21 protein-coding genes are annotated in these 20,759 nt (G+C 65.5%); 8 read left to right on the top strand and 13 right to left on the bottom strand.

The genetic code is table 11. The annotated features are described in order from the left end of the window. Positions 1 to 2 precede the first annotated feature (2 nt). The 4 genes from ACSAGD_RS01805 to ACSAGD_RS01790 form a co-directional block, all read right to left on the bottom strand. Positions 3 to 833 carry a carbohydrate ABC transporter permease gene (locus tag ACSAGD_RS01805; protein WP_437584020.1) on the bottom strand — a complete coding sequence of 277 codons (831 nt, stop codon included), beginning with the start codon at positions 831 to 833 and terminating at the stop codon, positions 3 to 5. Next, a complete protein-coding gene (locus tag ACSAGD_RS01800) occupies positions 830 to 1,717 on the bottom strand; it encodes a carbohydrate ABC transporter permease (protein WP_437585207.1) in 888 nt (295 codons plus the stop codon). The genes ACSAGD_RS01805 and ACSAGD_RS01800 overlap by 4 nt, the downstream gene beginning before the upstream one ends. 93 nt (positions 1,718 to 1,810) lie before the next feature. Continuing rightward, positions 1,811 to 3,088, bottom strand: a complete 1,278-nt coding sequence (locus ACSAGD_RS01795) for a sugar ABC transporter substrate-binding protein (protein WP_437584019.1) — start codon at positions 3,086 to 3,088, stop codon at positions 1,811 to 1,813. A 153-nt stretch (positions 3,089 to 3,241) separates the two neighbouring features. After that, positions 3,242 to 3,703, bottom strand: coding sequence for a nucleoside deaminase (locus tag ACSAGD_RS01790; RefSeq protein ID WP_437584018.1), 462 nt, complete (start codon positions 3,701 to 3,703; stop codon positions 3,242 to 3,244). Positions 3,704 to 3,756: 53 nt separating this feature from the next. Between ACSAGD_RS01790 and upp the strand changes: the two genes are divergently transcribed. Together upp and ACSAGD_RS01780 are read left to right on the top strand one after the other, a co-directional pair. Continuing rightward, positions 3,757 to 4,389 carry a uracil phosphoribosyltransferase gene (upp, locus tag ACSAGD_RS01785; protein ID WP_437584017.1) on the top strand — a complete coding sequence of 211 codons (633 nt, stop codon included), beginning with the start codon at positions 3,757 to 3,759 and terminating at the stop codon, positions 4,387 to 4,389. Positions 4,390 to 4,867: 478 nt separating this feature from the next. Then, a complete protein-coding gene (locus ACSAGD_RS01780; RefSeq protein ID WP_437584016.1) occupies positions 4,868 to 5,563 on the top strand; it encodes a winged helix-turn-helix domain-containing protein in 696 nt (231 codons plus the stop codon). Positions 5,564 to 5,579: 16 nt separating this feature from the next. Here ACSAGD_RS01780 and ACSAGD_RS01775 read toward each other — a convergent pair whose 3' ends face one another. Beyond that, positions 5,580 to 6,563: a hypothetical protein gene (locus tag ACSAGD_RS01775; protein ID WP_437584015.1), complete on the bottom strand. Its 984-nt coding sequence runs from the start codon at positions 6,561 to 6,563 to the stop codon at positions 5,580 to 5,582. Positions 6,564 to 6,689: 126 nt separating this feature from the next. Between ACSAGD_RS01775 and ACSAGD_RS01770 the strand changes: the two genes are divergently transcribed. The 4 genes from ACSAGD_RS01770 to ACSAGD_RS01755 all read left to right on the top strand — a co-directional run bounded on the left by ACSAGD_RS01770 (position 6,690) and on the right by ACSAGD_RS01755 (position 10,745). Continuing rightward, on the top strand, positions 6,690 to 7,031 hold the full coding sequence (locus ACSAGD_RS01770; protein ID WP_437584014.1) for a winged helix-turn-helix domain-containing protein: 342 nt from the start codon (positions 6,690 to 6,692) through the stop codon (positions 7,029 to 7,031). A 203-nt stretch (positions 7,032 to 7,234) separates the two neighbouring features. After that, a complete protein-coding gene (locus tag ACSAGD_RS01765) occupies positions 7,235 to 8,488 on the top strand; it encodes an MFS transporter (RefSeq protein WP_437584013.1) in 1,254 nt (417 codons plus the stop codon). A 68-nt stretch (positions 8,489 to 8,556) separates the two neighbouring features. Next, the gene (locus ACSAGD_RS01760; protein ID WP_437584012.1) at positions 8,557 to 10,026 is read left to right on the top strand and encodes an arylsulfatase; all 1,470 of its coding nucleotides are present in this window, start codon (positions 8,557 to 8,559) and stop codon (positions 10,024 to 10,026) included. Positions 10,027 to 10,307: 281 nt separating this feature from the next. Continuing rightward, entirely contained in the window at positions 10,308 to 10,745 is a 438-nt protein-coding gene (locus ACSAGD_RS01755) for a MarR family winged helix-turn-helix transcriptional regulator (RefSeq protein ID WP_437584011.1), read from the top strand. 1 nt (position 10,746) lies between these two features. Here ACSAGD_RS01755 and ACSAGD_RS01750 read toward each other — a convergent pair whose 3' ends face one another. Genes ACSAGD_RS01750 through ACSAGD_RS01740 form a run of 3 tightly spaced genes read right to left on the bottom strand, consistent with a single transcriptional unit; the run spans position 10,747 to position 12,620 of the window. Beyond that, a complete protein-coding gene (locus ACSAGD_RS01750) occupies positions 10,747 to 11,775 on the bottom strand; it encodes a YihY/virulence factor BrkB family protein (protein ID WP_437584010.1) in 1,029 nt (342 codons plus the stop codon). Then, positions 11,768 to 12,004, bottom strand: coding sequence for a hypothetical protein (locus ACSAGD_RS01745; RefSeq protein WP_437584009.1), 237 nt, complete (start codon positions 12,002 to 12,004; stop codon positions 11,768 to 11,770). Before ACSAGD_RS01745 ends, ACSAGD_RS01750 begins: the two co-directional genes overlap by 8 nt. 46 nt (positions 12,005 to 12,050) lie before the next feature. Beyond that, positions 12,051 to 12,620, bottom strand: coding sequence for an HAD domain-containing protein (locus tag ACSAGD_RS01740; RefSeq protein WP_437584008.1), 570 nt, complete (start codon positions 12,618 to 12,620; stop codon positions 12,051 to 12,053). Between the two features lie 150 nt (positions 12,621 to 12,770). On the opposite strand from ACSAGD_RS01740, the gene ACSAGD_RS01735 reads away from it, so the two are divergent. Beyond that, positions 12,771 to 13,685 carry an aldose 1-epimerase family protein gene (locus ACSAGD_RS01735; RefSeq protein ID WP_437584007.1) on the top strand — a complete coding sequence of 305 codons (915 nt, stop codon included), beginning with the start codon at positions 12,771 to 12,773 and terminating at the stop codon, positions 13,683 to 13,685. 135 nt (positions 13,686 to 13,820) lie between these two features. Then, the gene (locus ACSAGD_RS01730; RefSeq protein ID WP_437584006.1) at positions 13,821 to 14,294 is read left to right on the top strand and encodes an SRPBCC family protein; all 474 of its coding nucleotides are present in this window, start codon (positions 13,821 to 13,823) and stop codon (positions 14,292 to 14,294) included. Positions 14,295 to 14,382: 88 nt separating this feature from the next. Here the strand turns inward: ACSAGD_RS01730 and ACSAGD_RS01725 are convergent, their stop codons facing one another. From ACSAGD_RS01725 to ACSAGD_RS01705, 5 genes are all read right to left on the bottom strand, one after another. Continuing rightward, positions 14,383 to 15,915 carry an alpha-N-arabinofuranosidase gene (locus ACSAGD_RS01725; protein WP_437584005.1) on the bottom strand — a complete coding sequence of 511 codons (1,533 nt, stop codon included), beginning with the start codon at positions 15,913 to 15,915 and terminating at the stop codon, positions 14,383 to 14,385. A 31-nt stretch (positions 15,916 to 15,946) separates the two neighbouring features. Then, complete coding sequence (locus ACSAGD_RS01720) at positions 15,947 to 16,843, bottom strand: carbohydrate ABC transporter permease (protein ID WP_437584004.1); 897 nt, start codon at positions 16,841 to 16,843, stop codon at positions 15,947 to 15,949. 1 nt (position 16,844) lies between these two features. Continuing rightward, positions 16,845 to 17,777 carry a carbohydrate ABC transporter permease gene (locus ACSAGD_RS01715; protein WP_437584003.1) on the bottom strand — a complete coding sequence of 311 codons (933 nt, stop codon included), beginning with the start codon at positions 17,775 to 17,777 and terminating at the stop codon, positions 16,845 to 16,847. A gap of 52 nt (positions 17,778 to 17,829) precedes the next feature. Further along, positions 17,830 to 19,176 (bottom strand): extracellular solute-binding protein, encoded by a 1,347-nt coding sequence (locus ACSAGD_RS01710; RefSeq protein WP_437584002.1) that lies wholly within the window; start codon positions 19,174 to 19,176, stop codon positions 17,830 to 17,832. Between the two features lie 521 nt (positions 19,177 to 19,697). Continuing rightward, positions 19,698 to 20,702 carry a LacI family DNA-binding transcriptional regulator gene (locus tag ACSAGD_RS01705; protein ID WP_437584000.1) on the bottom strand — a complete coding sequence of 335 codons (1,005 nt, stop codon included), beginning with the start codon at positions 20,700 to 20,702 and terminating at the stop codon, positions 19,698 to 19,700. Positions 20,703 to 20,759: the final 57 nt, after the last annotated feature.

The following is a 20,759-nucleotide window of genomic DNA, read 5'->3' as shown; positions in this document are numbered from 1 at the left end:
ACTCAGCCCTTGACCGCGCCCGCGACGAGCCCGCTCGAGAGCTTGCCCTGAACGAGGACGAAGAAGATCATGACCGGAATCGTGATGATGGTGGATGCCGCCATCACGGCGCCCCAGTCGTTCGAGTGCAGCCCGAAGAACTGCTTCAGACCGATCGCGACCGTGAAGTTCTGCTCTTCACCACCGAGCAGCGTCATCGCGAAGATGAACTCATTCCAGGCCGTGATGAACGAGAAGATGCTCGTCGCGACGAGCCCCGGAGCCACGAGAGGCAGCAGCACCGAGCGGAACATCCGGCCCCAGCTTGCGCCGTCGAGATACGCGGCTTCCTCCAGTTCGACGGGCACGGCGGCGACGAAGCCGCGCAGCATCCAGATGCCGAATGGCAGCGAGAACGCGAGGTAGACGATCACCAGCCCGGTCAGGGTGCCGAGCAGTTGCAGATCGCGCACCTGCACGAACAGCGGAATCACGAGGGCCTCGAGCGGCACCATCTGCACGGCGAGGATCATCATGAGCACTCCCGTGCGGAACCGGAAGCGGAACCGGGCGACCGCAACGGACGCGAGGAGGGCGAGCGCCGCCGAGATGAGTACCGTGAACAGCGCAACGATGGCGGAGTTCGCGAGGAAGCGCCCGAAGTTTCCCTCGGTGAAGACGAACTCGAAGTTCACGAACGAGAATTCCTGAGGCAGAAGCGACTGCCCGCCGCTCGATGCCCGTGCATCGAACGCGCTCGAGACCATCCAGTACGCGGGGAAGATCGTGAAGATCAGCAGGAGCGTGGTGAGCACGGCCTTCGTGATGGTGCGGCCAAGGCTGCGGCGTCTCACAGTTCGTCCTCCTTCAGAAGGAACCGCACGTAGATGGCGGTGATGACCAGCAGCAGAAGCGTCAGCAGCACGGCGATGGCCGAGCCGAAGCCGTAGCGGTTCTGCCCGAACGACTCCACGTACGACCACACGCCGAGGTTGAGCACCTCGCGGTTGGAGCCGGAGCCGCCCGGCATGAGGTAGATCTGCGCGAAGACCTTGAAGTCCCAGATCGTCGAGAGGATGAACACGACCGCGAAGACCTGCCTGAGGCTCGGGAAGATGACCTGGAAGAATCGACGGAATGCACCCGCACCGTCCATCTCGGCGGCCTCGAGCATCTCCTTCGAGACCCCGAGGAGGCCGGCCAGCACAGTGACCGCGACGAATGGGAAGCCGTGATGGATGATGTTGATCACGACGATGGCGTAGAAGGTCACGGGGTTGGTGAACCAGTTGAATGGATGCTCCATGAGACCCGCACCCTGGAGGACCGCGTTCACGAGACCGTGGTCCGCGTCGAAGATCCAGATCCACACGTAGGTTCCAGTGACCGCGGGCATCGCCCACGCGATCATGATGGCGCTGCCCACGATGAGCCGCCAGGCTTTGCCGAGCGACGCGAGCAGCAGGGCGACGAGCGTGCCGAAGATGACCGTGCCGAGTACCGCGACGACGGCGAAGCCGACGGTGTTCGGAAGCACGACGGTCCACAGCTGACTGTCGGTGAAGATCTCGACGTAGTTGTCGAAGCCGATCCAGTTGGGCTCGCCGCTGACGATCTCACGCAGTCCGTAGTCCTGCAGTGAGAAAAGGAAGACTCTGATGAGCGGCCAGAGCAGCAGCCCCGCCAGCACGATGAGTGCGGGAGTGAGCAGCAGCCAGGGGCGCGTCCTGGTGATCAGGCGCGCGCCCGGGTGTGACGACTTGCGCGCCGCGGGCGGGCCCGAAGGCCCACCCGCGGTGGAGGTCGGTGGTGTTGCGACCGTCACTGAGCGCTACTTCTCGTTCATGATGCTGTCCATCTCGGACGCAGCATCCTTCGTCGCCTGCTCGACCGTCTTCTGGCCCGACAGAATGGCCTGGATCATCGCGTTGACGGTCTTCTTGGCCTGCACGGCGCCGAACGTCGGCGTCACGGGCACGGATGCTCCTCCGTCGACCATCTGCGTCGCGAAGGGCTTCACAAGCGGGTCATCCGATTCCATGGACTTCTCGAGCAGCGAGGTCTGGCCGGGGAAATATCCGGTCTCCGAACCCCACTTCTCTGCGAACTCGCCCGTTGTCATCATCTCGACGAACTGGAAGGCGAGGTCCTCGTTCTTGGTCGTGTTGAAGATGCTCAGGTGCGAGCCGCCAAGCACAGAGGGAGCGATGTCGCCGTCCTTGCCGGGGATCGGCGCCGCAGCGAACTTGCCCTCGAGGTCGGGGTTGTCCTGCACGATCGTGGCGGGTGTCCAGGAGCCCTGGAGTGCCATCGCGACGTTGCCCTGCGTGAAGTTGTCGAGCACGTCGGTCTCGTTCCAGGTCGTCGCACCGGCGGACGAGAATCCGTGCTCGGTGGCGAGGCCCGTGTAGAAGGCGATGCCCTCCTGCGATTCGGGCGACGCGAGCTGCGACTCCCACGTGCCGTCCTTCTCGACGGAGATCTCGCCGCCCGCGCCCCACACCCACGGGTACACGCCGAACTCGGCGTCGCCGGGGACGGCGAACGGAATCATGTCGGGCTTGGCCTCCTTGATCGCCTCACCCGCTGCGACGATCTCGTCCCACGTGGTCGGCGCATCGAGCCCGAGCTCCTCGAAGACGTCGCTGCGGTAGATCAGTGACCGCACGCCGGCGTACCAGGGCATGCCGTAAAGCTCGCCGTCATAGGTTCCCGACTCGACGAGCCCGTCGACGAGGTCTTCGCCGAGACCGGCATCCGCGACCTTGTCACCGATGGGCAGAAGCGCGCCCGCGTCGGCGAACTCCGCCGTCCATGTGGTTCCGGTCTCTGCGACATCGGGAGTCGTGCCGCCAGCGATCGACGTCACGAAACGGTCGTGGGCGTCCGCCCACTGCACGTACTCGACGTCGATCTCCGCACCGGTCTTCTTCTTGAAGGCCTTGCCGACCTCGTCGAAGAAAGCCTCTGAATCGGGGTTCGTGCCCTGCATGATCCAAACCGTGAGGGTCTCACCCTCGCCCGATCCGGAATCAGAGCCGCCCGAGCATCCTGTCAGCCCGAGAGCCGCGACGGCGAGCATCGCCAGCGGCATATAGCGCTTCTTCATCTGTCTCCTCATTGACACATCGTGCAGGGGCGTTTGCACCCCGGTGAACGTGATTGGAAATTATCCTCACTTAAGAAAAATCATTTGTAAAGTTTTTTCACAATGGAAATCGAGGAGTCTCCAACACCCGTCAGAGGGCAACTCGACTGAGACTCAATCTCGGAAGAACTCGGTGAGAAGCAGGCCGCATTCCTCGGCCCGGACGCCGCCGATGACTTCAGCCCGATGAGTCAGGCGCCTGTCACGAAGAAGGTCATGGATGCTTCCGGCGGCACCCGCCTTGTCATCCCACGCGCCGAACACAACGGTCGGCACGCGCGCGGCGAGAATCGCGCCGGCGCACATCACGCACGGCTCGAGCGTGACGACGAGCACGGCGTCGCCGAGCCGCCACTCACCCCGCGCGGCCGTTGCCTGACGGATCGCCTCGAGCTCCGCGTGAGCGGTCGGGTCTGCGCGCTCCTCGCGCCGGTTCCTGCCGGCGCCGATCACTGTACCGCGGGCATCCGCGATCACCGCTCCGACCGGCACGTCCCCCGTCCGCAGGGCCGCGCGGGCCTCGAGGAGAGCCGTGCTCATAAGAGCATCCCAGCGGGGGTCGATGCGAAGCGGCATCCTCTCCCCCTTTTTCTCGTTGGCGACGCACGTCGGGCTGTAGGTTTAACAGTATGCGAGTGCACGTTGCCGATCATCCGCTCATCACCCACAAGCTCTCGGTGCTGCGCAACAAGAAGACATCCTCCCCGACGTTCCGGGCTCTCACCGAAGAGCTCGTCACGCTTCTCGCCTACGAGGCGACCCGCGGCGTCCGGACGAACCCGGTTGAGATCGAGACCCCGGTCACCACGACGACCGGTCTCGAGATCAGCACACCGCGGCCCCTCGTGGTGCCGATCCTGCGCGCTGGCCTCGGCATGCTCGACGGCATGGTGAAGCTGCTGCCCACCGCCGAAGTCGGCTTCCTCGGAATGATCCGCGACGAAGAGACGCTTCAGCCGATGACGTACGCCGAGCGGCTGCCCGATGATCTGTCGAACCGGCAGTGTTTCGTTCTCGACCCGATGCTCGCGACCGGCGGCTCTCTGAGCGCGGCCATCCAGTTCCTGCTGAAGCGCGGAGCCGTCGACGTGACGGCCGTCTGCATCCTCGGCGCGCCCGAGGGCCTTGAGCGCGTCAAGCGAGACACCGAGGGGCTCGACGTCTCGATCGTTCTCGGCGCACTCGACGAGAGACTCAACGAGCGCGGCTACATCGTTCCCGGCCTCGGCGACGCGGGCGACCGCCTCTACGGACTCGTCTGACCACTAGCACATCTCAGCGCCGGCCGCCCTCGCGGCCGGCGCTTCGTGTTTTCTGCACTGCGTCCGGCGTCGTGAGCGCTCGAAAGGATCTGTGAGCAGACGCGGGCATGCTGAGAGACCGTAAAAGATTCTTCACTAATGGCCAACTAAAGACGCAGAAACCGCGCTCCGGCGCAACAAGGCGTCATTTATTGCAATGATTTGACACACCTGTTTTCGGGCCACTTAGATTGATGTCATGACAGACAGCACGCGCACCCTGAGCTCCGTCGAGTTCCGTGGGAATGCCGGGTCGATGATGGCCGGCATCACTGCTGTCATGTGTTGTCGAATGTGCAGCTAACTCTCGTCCAACCACGCATATTCATTCGGATGCCGCAGGCATCCTCTACCCCGACACACACTTTCCGCTCTCCTGCCCCGACGCGCGTCGGTGATGGCCAGAGGAGACGCGTACCCATCATCGAAGGATCAACCCATGTCACTTGCTACCGTTTTCCCCCAGACCGCTCCGGCCGAGGCTCGCACTCAGGCTCCCGCTCGCACGCTTCGCGCCGTGCCCGCCTCTCCCGAGCCGCGCGGCTTCGCCCTCTACGTCGGCCTCGATGAGCAGGCCGCACGCGATGCCGGCACCTCGCTCGGCGCGATCGTCGAGGCCGTCAAACAGACCATCGCCGACCTCGCCCCCGCTGCGCAGTCGTACGCCGCGGTCGCACTCGCGCCCGCCGGTGTCGGAGGTCGCGACGTCGACGTCGTGCGCCTCGCCCTGCAGGAGCCCTCGGCCGTCGCACGCAACACGAACTCTGAGCCCGAGGTCGATGAGGAGCAGGACCGCGCTCACGCCGGCGTCGTGATCGACATCTCTCGTAAGCGCGTCGTTCTCGACAACTCGGTCGCCGCGCTCACGTACAAGGAGTTCGAGCTGCTGCAGTACCTCGTTCTCCGCGAGGGTCGCACTATCGAGCGCATCGAGCTCATCAATGCGCTGTGGGCCTCGCACGAAGGCGAGATTCCCAACGAGCGCACGATTGACGTGCACGTTCGCCGTCTGCGTTCGAAGCTCGGCCACTACGAAGACATCGTGCGCACCGTCCGCGGCGCGGGCTACCGCTTCGACCGCCACGCCGACGTCTCCATCCGCCACGCGTCGACGCCCTCGCCCGACCTGTTCTGATCGGTCCCGCTGCGCATCAGCCGGGCATTCCGGGGTAACCGTTCGGTGCGAACCACAGGGTCGCACCGACGACCTTCCGCCCCGCGGCCCGCGCGTTGCGCAGCGACGCCTCGTTTCGAGGGTGGATGTGGCCCCACAGCACATCCCCATCCTCGGGCAGCAGCAGCGCCGCTTCGCGCAGGGCGGCAGGCCCTATTCGTCGACCGCGATGCTCCGCGTCGATGCAGACCTCCTGGACGCAGTGCCCGCGCAGTCCGAACGAGTCATCACGAGCTAGAGCGAGAATTCCCGCCGAGCCACCGCTGGCAAGCACCTCGAAGAGCAGTCCCTCCTCCGCGCACTCCGCGAGAGACTCCTCGTCTTCCGGCGTCGCCCACTCAGAGATTCCGGGTCGTGATTGCGCAAGTTCGGCGTAGATCTCCGCAGTGCGGCGGGCAGCGGCATCCGCATCGATCTCTCGAAGCGCCACAGTGTCGTCAGCGGACGGTGGGCGCGCGGCCATGTCGGCGACCCGCCCAGCGACGATGAGCTGATCCACGGTCACCGCGCCGAGCGCCGCCGACGAGACGGCAGCGCTCATGCCCTGCGGGTCGGGCGCGGGCACACGCAGACAGAGCGGCGAGAAGTCTTCGTAGTGCGGGAGGAGCTCCGTGAGGCGACGCATTCCGTCAGCGCTCGGGGCGACCGAGGTGGCGATGACGTCGACGAAGGGTTTGGCGAGGTCGAGGCCGCGAAACCGGATGCCCGTGATCGCCCAGTGCCCGTCGGCGAGCGCGATGCACCTGTTCGCCCAGTCCCGGGGTGTGCCGATCTCCAGCCCGGTCATTCTGCGACCGGTCGCGCCCCAGTCGACATCTCCCACCCGCTCAAGGTTCGGCTGCAGCCAGGACTCAAGGTTCTCGCGCAGGGTCGGCGACCAGTCCCGAACGTTCCACGACGTCCACGCCTCAGCGGCGTCGAGCACGACGCGCAGGGGCGGCGAGGTCTCGATGAGAGTCATGCGCCGAGCCTAGCGGCATCCTCTCCCGCTGCAACGCAGTCCACCGCACGAGCGGTGAGTTCCGCATGATCTCGGGGTATACAAGAAGTCTTGTGGAGTTGGGCGAGTGCGCTTAGCGTAAAGCGCATGGAAGAGATCGACGTCATCACCGCCGCGACGCACCCGACGCGCAGGCGCCTCATCGACTACCTCGGCCTGCACGGGACGTGCCAGGTGACGACGCTCGCCCGCGCCCTGTCGCTGCAGGTGGGCAGTGTGAGCCATCACCTGAGGATCCTCGAGCGCGCGGGCATCATCGAGCGCGCTGAGAATCCGACCGGCGACCGCCGCACGAGCTGGTGGAGGTCGGCGCGCACCGGGTTCTCCTGGTCCGTATCGGACTTCGAGGATTCTCCGGCGGACGCCGTGCTCGCCCGCGAGGCTGAGCGGCTCAACACGATGATGCAGATGCGCCGCCTCTCCGAGTAGCTTCGAAACGACCGGAGCCACCCAGAGTGGGCAACCGCCGCCTTCAGCACGGACACGTTCGCCTGGGCGACGCCCGATGAGCTGCGCACTCTCTCGGAGGCGCTGCAGAAGACGATCGTGGACTGGATCGGCTCGATCGACCGCGACGACGGTGCCGAGCGGCGCCCGGTGTTCATCTTCGGCCGCGGCTTCCCGACGGAGCCATGATGACGACGACAGAATCGAGGATGCTGCGAGAGCCGCCGCTCTTCGCTCGCGACCGGCTCGCCCACACGTGGATCCTCGTGAAGGCGTTCTCCGACGCCGGCGACGCCGTGTGGACGATTGCTCTCGCGTGGACGGCCGTCCAGGTCTCCTCCCCGGCGGTCGCCGGAGTGATCGTCGCGGCGGGGACGATCCCGCGGGCGGTGATCCTGCTGTTCGGCGGCGTGCTCGCCGACCGTGCGAGTGCGCGGCACGTCATGATCTGGTTCAACGTGATCCGAGTGGCGGTGCTGGCTGCGGCATCCGTGTGGGTTCTCTCGACCCCACCGACCACCCTCGTGCTCATGCTCGCGGCGATCGCGTTCGGCGTCTGTGACGCGTTCTACGAGCCCTCCGCCGGCACGATCGCGCGGCAGCTCGTGCGCTCTGACGATCTGCCGTCATACAGCGCGGCGTCACAGACAGCGTCTCGGCTCGGCACCATGGGCGGCGCGGCGATCGGCGGCGTTCTCGTCGCTCACGTGGGCTTCGTCGGCAGCGCCTCCGCCAACGCTCTGACATTCGCCCTCGTCGTCGGGTTCATCGCGATCTGGCTTCGCCCTCGGTTCGCGCTGCCCCGCGCTGATCGCGAGTCACCCCTTCGCAGCATCGGGCACGGCTTCCAGCGCCTCAAGGATGCTCCGCTGACACGCACGCTCGTCATCGCGCTCTCCGGGCTGAACCTCGCCGTCGGGCCGGCCACCGGAATCGGGTTCGCACTTCGCGCCGACGATCAGGGCTGGGGAGCCGGAGCGGTCGGCGTCTTCGAGGCGCTTCTCGGTCTGGGAGCGGCGATCGGCGCGGCATCCGTCGCCCGCTGGCGACCCCGGCGCGAAGCCCGTGCGGGGTTCGTCGCGCTCATCGTCCAAGGAGCCGGAATCGTTCTGCTCGGCATCGGTCCCGCGTGGCTCGTCGGCGCGGGAAGCGTCGTGATCGGACTCACAGCCGGCTACGCCTCCGTGCTGCTGAGCGCGACGTTCGCGGCGACGGTCGACACCTCATACCTGGGGCGCATGAGCTCGCTGACCCGGTTGGGTGACGACTGCTTCATGCCACTCGCGATGGCGGGCTTCGGCGCTCTCGCCTCGGTGACCGCTCTGTGGGTTCCGTTCGCCCTCTACGGCGCCGCGATGGCGGCGCTCATGCTGGTTCCGCTGTCCAACCCGGCGTTCCGCACGCTGAGCATCGGAACCGGCGACAGCTCTCCGCAGTGATGAACGCGAGAGGATGCCGGCGAGGCGGCAGTCCCTATACTGTGGAGCACTGCGAAGCCGGAGGTTGTATGTCCCACCCGAACATCGTCTTCATCTGCACAGACCAGTGGCGCGGCGACTGTCTGTCGAGCGCGGGGCACGAGGTGGTGAAGACGCCGTATCTCGATGGGCTCGCTCATCGCGGCATCCGCTTCTCCAACGCCTACTCAGCGTCGCCGACGTGCGTTCCCGCACGAATGACCATGCTCACCGGGCTGAGCGCCGCCTCGCACGGGCGCGTCGGGTACGCGGACGGCGTGCCGTTCGACGTCGAGACGACCCTGCCCGGCGAGTTCTCGAAGGCCGGGTATCAGACGCAGGCGATCGGCAAACTTCACGTGTGGCCGGAGCGCGCCCGCGTCGGATTCGACAACGTCATTCTGCACGACGGCTACCTGCACCACTCGCGCAAGCGCGAACGACCGTCGGAGTTCTACGACGACTACATCACATGGCTGAAGCGGCAGGCCGGAGAGTCCGCGGTCTCGGACTACTTCGACGACGGGGTGAACTGCAACTCCGTCGTCGCGCGTCCGTGGGGTCGCGATGAGCGCCTCCACCCGACGAACTGGGTGGTCACTGAGGCGATCGACTGGCTGTATCGGCGCGACCCGACCTCGCCGTTCTTCCTCTACCTGTCGTTCCACCGACCGCACCCGCCGTACAACCCTCCGCAGTGGGCGTTCGATCAGTACATGAGCGCGCCCGACTATGATCCGCCGGTCGGAGACTGGGTCGACGTGCTCGAGCCGATGCGCACCGACGGGGTGCCGGACGCCCATGTCGCGCGGTACGACCAAGGCACGATGAACCGCGCTCGCGCCGGGTACTACGGCAATATGACGCACATCGATCACCAGATCCAGCGCTTCCTCGAGGTGCTCGCCGAGTTCGACCTCGACGAGAACACCTACATCTGCTTCACGTCGGATCACGGCGAGATGCTCGGCGATCACACGATGTGGCGCAAGGGCTACCCCTACGAGGGCTCGGCCCGCGTCCCGCTGCTGCTCGCGGGACCCGAGCTGCCCGCGGGACAGGTCGTCGACGATGTCGTCGAACTGCGGGACCTCATGCCGACGCTGCTGTCGCTCGCCGGCATCCCTCTGCCCGATGGGCTCGACGGGCTCGATCTGCTGCCGGTCGATGCGCCCCTGGATCGCGAGTATCTGCACGGTGAGCACACCCTCGGCGACGTTCTGTCGCTGCAGTGGATTCGCACGGGGGAATGGAAGTACATCTGGCTCTCGGCTGATGGAACCGAGCAGCTCTTCAACCTGTCGGAAGACCCGACGGAGTCGGTCAATCGCCTCGCGGATCCTTCCGCGGCCGCCGTGCTCGAGCGGTGCCGGACCGCGCTCGTCGACGAGCTCGAGGGTCGACCCGAGGGCTTCGTCGTCGACGGCGCACTCGCTCCGGGACGCCCAGTCTCGCCGGTTCTTCCGGGCGCGGGCAGCGACCCGACTGGCTTGATTGCGCGCGACCAAGCTGACGGATAGCTCTCGCACAGAGGATTGGCAGAAAAATAACGCTTTGGTAACTAGACGGCGTTACCGTTCCGTTATATATTCAAAGAGCGTCAGTTGTTTTGCTGTGGCAGCTGACGTGGAATGTGATTGCAGGACACTCTTGGTGCAAGGGAGAGGGTCGGTCGTAAGCCTCTACGACCGACCCTCGATCTGTTTAACTCGCTGACCCAGATCCATGGTCGGGTCACACTAGCGCGGCGACTCCACGCCTTCTTCCGGCATCCGTATTCTTGAATGCAGGAGGAAACGTCATGTCTCAGAGAGCCACGGCCGTGCACGCGTGGGAGTCGCTCTTTCGCGCGCAGGTGCAGGTGATGCGCATTCTGCACGAGGAGTTCCCGCCAGGAGACATCTCGCTGAACGAATACGACATCCTCTTCAACCTGAGTCGCGAGCCCGAGCGCTCGGCGCGGCTGCGCGACCTGAACAAGATCGTGCTGCTCAGTCAGCCGAGCGTCTCACGCATGATCGACCGACTCGTCGCGAAGGGCTACGTGAAGAAGGGTGCCGACGAGAAAGACGGCCGCAGCACCATCGTGACAATGACGGATGCCGGCTACGACGAGTACCGTCGCATCGCCGTGAAGCACATGGAGGCCATCACGGACACCATGACCGCGGCGCTCTCCGCCGCCGAGCTCGAGCGTCTGACGCAGCTGACGACGAAGCTGCGCAACGCGACCAGCTGACTCAGCGCTCGAACGAGCGACGCAGCTTCTTCGCCTCGATGACCGACTTGGCCTCGGCTTCGATGCGCTTGTCGATCATCGACGTGCCTCTCAGCGGAAGCTGCACGATGTACTCGGCCTCGATGCCCGCCTGCAGCTGACGCGCGCGCTCCAGCTCAGCATCCACCTCTGCCCCGAACAGCAGCGCCATGTTGCTGAGGTACAGCCAGATCAGGAACACGATGATTCCACCGAGAGACCCGTACGTGGCGTTGTAGCTGCTGGAGTTGGACACGTAGGTGACGAAACCGGCCGTCGTGATCGCCCAAACCACAAGCGCGGTGATCGCGCCGATGCTCGCCCAGCGGAACTTCGAGGGCTTCACGTTCGGGGCGAAGTAGTAGAGAAGCGCGATGAGCAGCACCCCCGCGAAGACCAGCACGGGCCACTTCGCGATGTTCCAGGTGAGCACAGCCGCGTCGCCCAGTCCGATGAACGAACCGATGAGACGCGCGACCGGAGCGCTGATGATGAGCAGCACAGCCATGATCGCGAGGCCGATGAGACACACCGCGGTGAGCAGCAGCACCGTGCCGCGCAGAGCGATGGCCGAGCGGCCCTCGGCGACGCCGTAGATGCGGTTCACTGCGCGAGAGAAAGCGTCGACGTACTTCGACGCAGACCAGATCGCACCGAGCAGACCGAGGAGCAGTCCGAGGCCTGCCCCCGGCGCCGACATGACCTTGGTGATGGGGCCCGCCAGAGTGTCAGCGGTCTCCTTCGGGGCGAAGTCCTTCAGCATCTGGATCAGACCGTCGCTCACAGAACCGTCGGCGTTCACGAGAGACAGGATCGAGACGAGCGCCACGAGGCCGGGGAACATCGCCAGTACGAAGAAGTACGTCAGCGTTGCCGCGATATCGGTGACCTTGTTCGCGACGAAGCTCTTCACAGCGCGGATGTAGCTGACCTTGACGCTGCGCCACTTGAGACGGTTGGAGCCCGTGGGGACGGTCTGCGGTCTGGTCGCGTATTCCGGAGCGTCAGTCATGGGCATCCCCGCTCATCTTCATGGCGATCACGCACACGACACCCGCTGCGGCGGCGATGCCGAGGCTGATGGCCACCGGAGCGATCTTGCCGCGGATCGCGCGCACAGTGTCGCTGAGCTCCTCGCGGAGCTCGTCGATGTTGAGCTGACGCACCCATGGGCCGACCGGGTTCATGCGCTCGTCGCGCTCGGTCGGTAACGCCATCGGCTGTCCAGAATGCTCTGCCATACCGTCACGCTATGGCGAACCGGGCGCGGTGGCAACCACCTTGCGCTCAGCCGTGCGCCAGCGCAAACTCTCCCTCGGTGCGCAGGCTGCCAAGGAACGAGCGCATCTGCGCGAGGTGCAGACGCTCGATTCCGTGCTCGAACACGGTCGTCAACGTCAGCGAGGGTGTGCCCGCGGTCGCATCGGCGACGAGACCGCCGTGCGCCATGACCGCCTCGTCGTCGATCCAGACGAACGGAGCCGGCGAGACCTCCTGATCGGCGATGATGCTCTGTGCCTTCCACCACCCCCGGCCGCGATCGGTGGAGATCGCGTCGACGTCCATGATCGCGCGCCCACCGAAGAGCCCGCCGAGCGCAGGAGCCAGCTTCGTCATGGAGGCGTGCATCTCGTTCCAGGTCGACAGCCACACCAGCTCGAGGTCGAACTCCTCACGCATCTCATCGAGCTGAGCGACGACCTCGGGAGCCCACGTGAGGGGCATGCGACTCATCATTCCCCCGCCGTACTCGATCTGCACGCGCGTGGATTTCACCTCGGAGAACGGGGGTTCGTCGGCGTTGATGGCGCCGTCGACGTCGAGATACAGACGGGTCTGCGGTTCAGAACCAGACATTGCGCTCCTCAGAGTTGGGGTGGACGGCCAGTCAATCACTCGGCACTGACACCGGGCTGGATCCTCCTGTGAATCGGCTATGTCGGCGCCGGCCGCGCGTGTCGGCGAGGGCACTCACTCCTGTCGGAGGAGTACGGCAAGATGGGGGCCATGGCACAGCACCTCTCCGGACAGAACATCACCCTGCGGCACGGCAGCTACGAGGCATCCATCGCCTCCGTCGGCGCTAGCCTGCGCAGTCTCACGCACACCGGCCGCGATCTCGTCGTTCCGTTCGAGGCGGACGAGGTGCGTCCGGCCTACAGGGGTGCGACGCTCGTGCCGTGGCCGAATCGCGTGGTCGACGGACGCTACTCCTGGGACGGTGCCGAACATCAGCTGGCGCTGACCGAACCCGCCCGGGGACACGCGCTGCACGGGCTCGGGGCCTGGCTGGACTACGCGATCACGGACCAGAGCGACTCCGATGTGACACTCTCCGCGACGATTCCAGCACAGGAGGGCTATCCGTTCACGGTCGACGTCGCCGTGCGGTTCGCGCTCGGCGACGATGGCCTCACGAGCACGGTGACCGCGGTGAACCGTGCCGGGGAGCCGGCGCCTTTCGGGACCGGGCCGCACCCGTATCTCGTTGCGGGCGAGGGCCGCGTCGACGATTGGAGCGCGGTGATTCCCGCGGCATCCGTTCTCACGGTGACACCCGATCGGCTGATTCCGACTGGGCTCGAGTCGGTCGACGGAACAGAGTTCGACTTCCGGGAGCAGCGCGCGATCGCAGACACGTTCATCGACCACGCGTTCACGGATCTCAGCCGCGACGCCGACGGAATCGCCGAGGTCCGCGTCACGTCGGCAAACGGAACCGGCGTGGCCATGACGTGGGACGACGCGTGCCCGTGGGTGCAGGTACACACCGCCGACCAGGACGACCCAGCAATGGACCGCATCGGGCTCGCGGTCGAGCCGATGACCTGCCCGCCGGACGCCTTCAATTCGGGCACCGATCTCATCACGCTGAACCCCGGTGAGCCCGTGACTGCGGGGTGGAGCATCCGCGCGCTCTGATCTGGCTTCTGCTCGTCCTCACATAGACACTCGTCGAGGCCGACGCAAGCCCCTGCCATGTGCCTCGACGCAGCCTCTAGGATCGCCGTGAGCGTGCAGCCAGCACGTCCGGCAACCAGACGCCAGGAGGTTTCCATGAGCACTGTGCAGGAGTCCGTGCAGGTCGACGTTCCGATCACGACGGCATACAACCAGTGGACGCAGTTCGAGTCGTTCCCGCAATTCATGTCGAACGTGGACTCTGTCACGCAGGTCGACGACACGCACAATCACTGGACGGTCACGGTCGGCGGCGTCACGCGCGAGTTCGACACCACCATCACCGAGCAGACACCCGATGAACGCATCGCGTGGCGGTCGATGGGCGAGCCGCAGCACAGCGGCGTCGTGACCTTCCATCGCATCTCCGACGACGAAACCCGCATCCACCTCGAGATGACGTGGGCACCCGAGGGCGCGACCGAGAAGATCGGCGCGGCTCTGCAGGCCGACGACGTCGCAGTGAAGAAGGATCTCGCCCAGTTCAAGAAGCTGATCGAGTCAAACGGCTTCGAGTCAGGTGCATGGCGTGGAGACGTATCCCGCAAACCCGACGCCACAGGACGCTGACTCGGGCACGCTGACCGGAGGACAACGAGCGCCGGGACGCCTGCGGATTCGCAGACGCCCCGGCGCTGTTCTTTCACCGTGGATCAGCTCAGACGCGGGTCACATCGACCTCCACGACCGCCCACGACAGAGCCGGGAGCGAGAGACGCAGCGCGGACCCCTCCGCGGTCACACCCTCCAGCGGCGTGAGGCCGACCGGCTGCGCATTCTGCGTGTTCGAGCTGAAGCGGTCGCCGCCCTCGGGTACGGTGAGCACCTCGGCGCGTGAGACACCGGATGCCGTGAAGCCGCCGAGCTTCACGGAGACGTCCGCAGCCTCGTCGAGCCCCCGGTTCGCGAGGAAGAACGCGAGCTTGCCGGACTCCTCATCCCACGTGACGCTAACATCCACAGCATCCGCATCGCCGTACTTCGCCGTGTCGATCTTGTCGCTCGTGACCGCGGTGCGCAGGATGGTTCCGCGCGCCAGCTTCGCCATGCGCGCGAACGGCCAGAAGATGCTCTGCCGCCATGCCGGGCCGCCCTCCTCACTGCGGATCGGCGCGATGACGTTGACGAGCTGCGCCTGGTTCGCAATCGTCACGCGGTCACCGTGCCGCAGCAGTGAGTTGAGGAACGTGCCGACCACGACGGCATCCGTCACGTTGTACTCGTCTTCGATCAGACGCGGATGCGTACGCCATGACTTCTCGACGTTGTGCGGCTGGTCGTCTGTATCGAGACCGGACTGATACCAGACGTTCCACTCGTCGAACGACAGGTTGATCTTCTTTCGGGTCTTGCGTTGAGCGCCGACGGCATCCGCCGTCGCGATGACGGACTCGATGAAGTAGTCCATGTCGACGGCCGTCGCGAGGAAGCTCTTCGCGTCGCCGTCGTGCTCCTGGTAGTAGGCGTGCAGCGAGATGTAGTCCACCTCGTCGTACGCGTGGTTCAGCACCGCGTGCTCCCACGCGCCGAATGTCGGCATGCCCGTGTTGGAGCTGCCCACTGCGACGAGCTCGATCGACGGGTCGACGAGCTTCATGGCCTTCGCGGTCTCCTGCGCGAGACGGCCGTACTCGTCGGCGGTCTTGTGACCGATCTGCCACGGCCCATCGAGCTCGTTGCCGAGGCACCACAGCTTGATGTCGAAGGGCTCCTCCGCACCGTTCTTGCGACGCATGTCACTCCAGGCGGTGCCTCCCGGGTGGTTGGCGTACTCGACGAGCGCGCGAGCGGCATCCACCCCCCGTGTGCCGAGGTTGATCGCCTCCATCACCTCGACCTCGGCCTCGCGAGCCCAGTCGACGAACTCGTGCAGACCGAACGCGTTGGTCTCGATGGTGTGCCAGGCGCCGTCGATGCGCGTGGGCCGCTGATCGACCGGTCCGACGCTGTCCTCCCAGTTGAAGCCCGAGACGAAGTTGCCTCCCGGGTACCGTACGACCGTCGGTCCCATCTCCTTCACGAGCTCGAGCACGTCACGGCGGAAGCCCCGCTCGTCGGCCTGCGGATGCCCCGGCTCGTAGATGCCGGTGTACACGCAGCGCCCCATGTGCTCGACGAACGAGCCGAAGAGGCGACGCGGCACCTCGCCGATGCGGAAGTCGCGGTCGACGGTGATGTGGGCGGTTGTCATGAATCTCCTTGTTCGATGGTGGTAGCTGGCCTCACTGACCGCCGAAGCCGGTGGTCGCGATGCCCTTGATGATCTGACGTTGGAAGAAGAGGAACACGATGATGAGTGGCAGCGCTGCCAGAATCGCCATGGCCATATTCTGCGCATACTGGATGCCGTAGGCGCTCTTGACCGTCTGGAGGCCGACCGGCAGGGTCATGAGCTGCGGGTCGTTGATGATGATGAACGGCCAGAGGAAGTTGTTCCACGCCCAGACGAACACGAAGATCGACACAGCGGCGAGAATCGGGCGCGACAGCGGCATCACGATCGACACGAAGACGCGCAGTCGACTGGCGCCGTCAACGCGCGCGGCTTCCTCGAGCTCGACCGGAATCTGGTCGAAGAACTGCTTCAGAATGAGCACGATGATCGGCTGCACGACCTGCGGGAGCATGAGCCCCCAGTACGTGTCGACGAGATCCATCGCGAGCATCTCGTAGAACAGCGGCACGATCAGCACCTGCGGCGGCACGGCGATCGCCGCGATCACGAGCACGAAGACCGTCTTGTTGCCGCGGAACCTCATGCGCGAGAACGCGTAGGCGGCGAGCGCAGAGGTCAGCACCGTGATGGCCGTGATGGCCGCGGACGTGAAGAGGCTGTTCCACGCCCAGATCGGCACATTGCCTTCTGCGAGCACCTTCGCGTAGGCGGCGAAGGTGAAGCCGTGGGCCGGCCACAGCTCCGCTGATGCGGCATCCGTCTCTGTCTTGAGCGATGTGACGATCGCCCAGACGAAGGGCAGCAGCCACGCGATCGCCAGCACGATCAGAACGGCGAGCGCCGCGATTCCCGCCGGGCCGAGCCTACGCCGACGATGCGAGGGGGCGGATGCCGCGCGGCGAGCGGCCGCGGGAACTGTCATATGTTCGGTCACTGTCGACATGTCATGCGCTCCTTCGCGCCGTGATGCGGAACTGGATCACCGAGACGATGATGATGAGAACGAAGAAGATGTACGAGATCGCCGACGAATAGCCGAAGCGGAACCCGGTGAACCCCGTCTCGAAGATGTACTGCACTGCCGAACGCGTGGTGCCGGCCGGGCCGCCCGAGGTCATCTGGTAGATCTGGTCGAAGACCTTGAGCGAGGCGAGAATCTGCAGAATCACGACCATGACGGTGGTCGGCCCGAGCTGCGGAATCGTGATGGAGAACAGTGTGCGCCAGCGCCCGGCGCCGTCGAGCGAGGCCGCCTCGTACTGGTGCTCGGGGATATTCTGCAGCGCAGCGAGATACAGCAGGAAGTTGAAGCCGATCGTCCACCACACGGTCGTGATCACGACCGAGAGCATCGCGAAGTTCGGGTCCTGCAGCCACGTGACCGGGTCGACGCCAAACCAGCCGAGGATGGCGTTGAACAGCCCGAGCTGCGGGTTGTACAGCCACACCCAGATGAGCGACACCACGGTCGATGCGAGCAGATACGGCATGAAGAACGACAGCCGCCACAGCCACTGGCCCGGCAGTCCCGTGTTGACGAGCAGCGCGAGAGCGAGCGCGATCACGACGAGCGGAATCGTGCTGAGCACCGTGAACCAGACGATGTTGAGCATCGAGCGCCACATGTCGGGGTCGGCGAGCGCCTCGGCGTAGTTGTCGAAGCCGATGAGGTCGCCGCCGGCACCCGTGAGGCTCTGATTCGTGAAGCTCAGGTAGAGGCCCCACACGATCGGCACGAGCATGAACAGAATGAAGAGGATGCCGAAGGGCGCGATGAACGCCCACCCGGTGAGTCCTTCACGCGGACGGCTCGCACGCGTCGCGCGCACCGTCGCTCCCGTGTCGGAGAGCACGTTTCTTGCGGTTGCCGTTGTCACAGCGAGACTCCTTCGTCATCGCGCAGCGCCGTGCGCTGCCAGCGTGGGGCACTCATACCGTCACCGGATTCGGCTTGGCGAGCAGCGAGTTGATGCGTGAGATGAACGACGAGAAGCCGGCCTTCGGCGTCGTGCCGCCGAGCATCACGCCCTGAATCGCATCGAGGAAGTAGGTCTGGAAGTCAGATCCCGAGCCCGTGAACCACGCGGGCGGGTCGTAGTTGATGAGGTCCGCGGCGTTTGCGTAGTGCGCCTGCGGAATGAGATCGTCGTACGCCGGGTCTTCGATGACCGGCAGATACGCGGGAATGTGGCCGGCACCGGCCCAGTCGATCGAGCCCTTGAGCACGGTGGACATGAACTCGTAGGCGGCGCGTCGCTTCGCCTCGTCTGGGCTCGACTGGTGCGGCAGCACGAACGTGTGCGAGTCGGCATAGACCGCGGGAGTTCCGTAGAGAGTCGGAATGATCGAGGCATCGAACGGGATACCGGCATCCTGCATCGTCCTCAGCTCCCACACGCCCGAGAAGAGCATCCCGCTCTTGCCGCCCGCGAACTCAGCGATGCCGTTCGCGATGTCGCTGTTCTTTGCGGCGATGTTGCCATCCACGAGCTTCGTCATGAATTCGAGCGACTCGATCGCGGCATCCTCGTCGTATTGCGCAGTCTTGCCGGTCTCGAGCACCATCTCGGCGCCGTGCTGACGATAGAGCGTGTAGAAGAGCCGCCAGAGCTGAGCGCCATCGTTCAGGTAGCCCCACGACAGCCCGTGCTGACCGGTGACCGCCTGCATCTCGAGCGCCATGTCGATGAACTCGTCGGGAGTCGACGTCTCGATCAGGGTGCCGTCCGAGGTCAGCACTCCCGCTTCGTCGGCGACGTCAGTGTTGAAGAACATGATGAACGGGTGGGAGTCGAGCGCCACCGAGTAGAGCTTGTCGTCGGTGAACCCCTTCTCCCAGATGCGCGGCTTGAACGTGTCCTCGCCCACGCCGAACTCGGCGAGCAGGTCAAGATCCCACGGGTCGAGCAGGCCGCCGGGCGCCCAGCCGGTGACACGGCTCGCGTGCATGATCGCGAGGTCGGGGGCCCGACCGCCGGCGGCGGCCATGGCGAGCTTCGTGTAGTACGGGGCTCCCCAGGCGAGAACGGTCTGATCGACGGTAATCGAGCCGAGCTGCTTCTCGACGTCGGAGACGATGGTGGACATCGTGATTCCGTCTCCCCCGCTCAGCAGGTGCCAGAAGCTGAGGTGAGAGACATCGGATGCCGCTGCCGACGAGCAGCCGGCGAGCGCAGGCGCCGCGAATGCGCCGCCCAGGAGCGCGGCGGTGCCCGTGAGCATCCGTCTGCGCGACAGCAGTGGGCCCGAGCGCCCCGGCTGTGAAGGTTGAATCATCTGCATCACTCCTTTGTGGTTGCTCCATCATTACATCGTTGTAATGGCGAGCACAAGAGCTGGTGTGATCACCAGAGCCCGTGCGATCACCCAGAGCCACGCATTCACCCAGTCGGATATTTTTGCTTGCCGCGGCGTGTCGGCGCGGCTGCCTCCGCGTGTCGCCCATTTTTCCGATTCTTTGCCGGCGCGCGGCGCATGGTGTAGTTCAAAAAGCGGCGAAGCCCTCCACGAGGCTCCCGCGAGATCCCACGAGGCTCCCGCGACACCGCCCGAAGGCTCCCCGCGACACCGCACAAAGGCCCCGCGATGCCACGGATGCCCACACGAGAACCCACGAAGCCGCCCCCTCGCGCCCAGGTGTACCGGATACCGCTTTCCCACCACCGGAAAGCGGTATCCGGTACACCTGGAGGCTTCTGACTGACGCGACGAGCGCTCAACGCCCAGCACTCAGCACTCAACGCCAGCACTCAGCACTCAGCGCTCAGCGCACGTGCCGCTGTTCTGCCGAGAAGCCGTCAGCGCGTACTCTCGCGCGCCACGATGCGATACGGAAGCGACTGATGCTGCGGCTCGAGCCTCTGATCGGCAATCCGCTGCTCCAGCCGCGCGATCGCCAGCCGCGCGAGGTCGTGCCTCTCGAATGTGACGGTGGTGAGCGGCGGCACAGAGTACGGGCTGTCGACCGTGTCATCGAAGCCGGCCACGCGCACATCATCGGGCACGCGGATGCCTCGCTCCCACAGCACCCCCAGCACGCCGAACGCCATCGTGTCTGTGAAGCAGTAGATGGCGTCGGGCAAGTCACCACCAGCGTTCAGGTAGTCGATGAATGCGGATGCCGCTCCCGCAGCGGTCCACTCGCCGCAGCCGATCTCAAGCGCGGGGTTCGTCGGAAGCTCCGCGGCCCTGAGCGCCTGCCGGTACCCCGTCACACGGGAGCGCGCGGTCGCCGTCTGAAAGTCACCGACCGGCGAGCCGAGGACCGCGATGCGGCGGCATCCCCTCTCGATGAGGTGTCGGGTCATGTCTCGCGACGAGGCGACACTGTCGACGCTCACCTGGTCGACGAGGCTCTGCTCCACCTCGCCGATGAGCACGAGCGGAGGCAGCCTGTCGACGCGTGCGATGACACTGTCTTCAAGGGTTACCGGGTTGAGAATGAGCCCGTCGACGAGGTGCGCCCGCGCACGCGAGAGCAGGTCGAGCTCACGCCCCGGCTCGGCACCGGTCTGTTCCACCTGAATTGCCCAGCCACGTTCGTGGGCGACCTCGACGAAGGCGCCGACGGTCTCGGCAGAGTACTGCGTCGCGAGGTGCGGCAGTGCGAGCGCGAGCACGCCGGACCGACCGTTGCGAAGCCCCCGGGCCGAGAGATTCGGCACGTAGTCGAGCTCGGCCATGGCGAGCTCGACACGCTCGCGCGTCTCGGGCCGAACGAACACAACGCCGTTGATGACGTTCGACACGGTCTTCGGAGAGACCCCCGCCCGCGTCGCAACATCACGCATTGTCGCTCGCATGCTCTCAGCTTATCCGCGAGGCCTGGCGCACTCTGGCGGCATCCCTCACAATGAGGA

It is taken from the genome of Paramicrobacterium salitolerans (assembly GCF_051513965.1).
In the GTDB taxonomy this organism is placed as follows: Bacteria; Actinomycetota; Actinomycetes; order Actinomycetales; family Microbacteriaceae; genus Paramicrobacterium.
The sequence above is the reverse complement of the archived record's forward strand: the minus strand, read 5'-3'. Positions and strand labels throughout refer to the sequence as shown.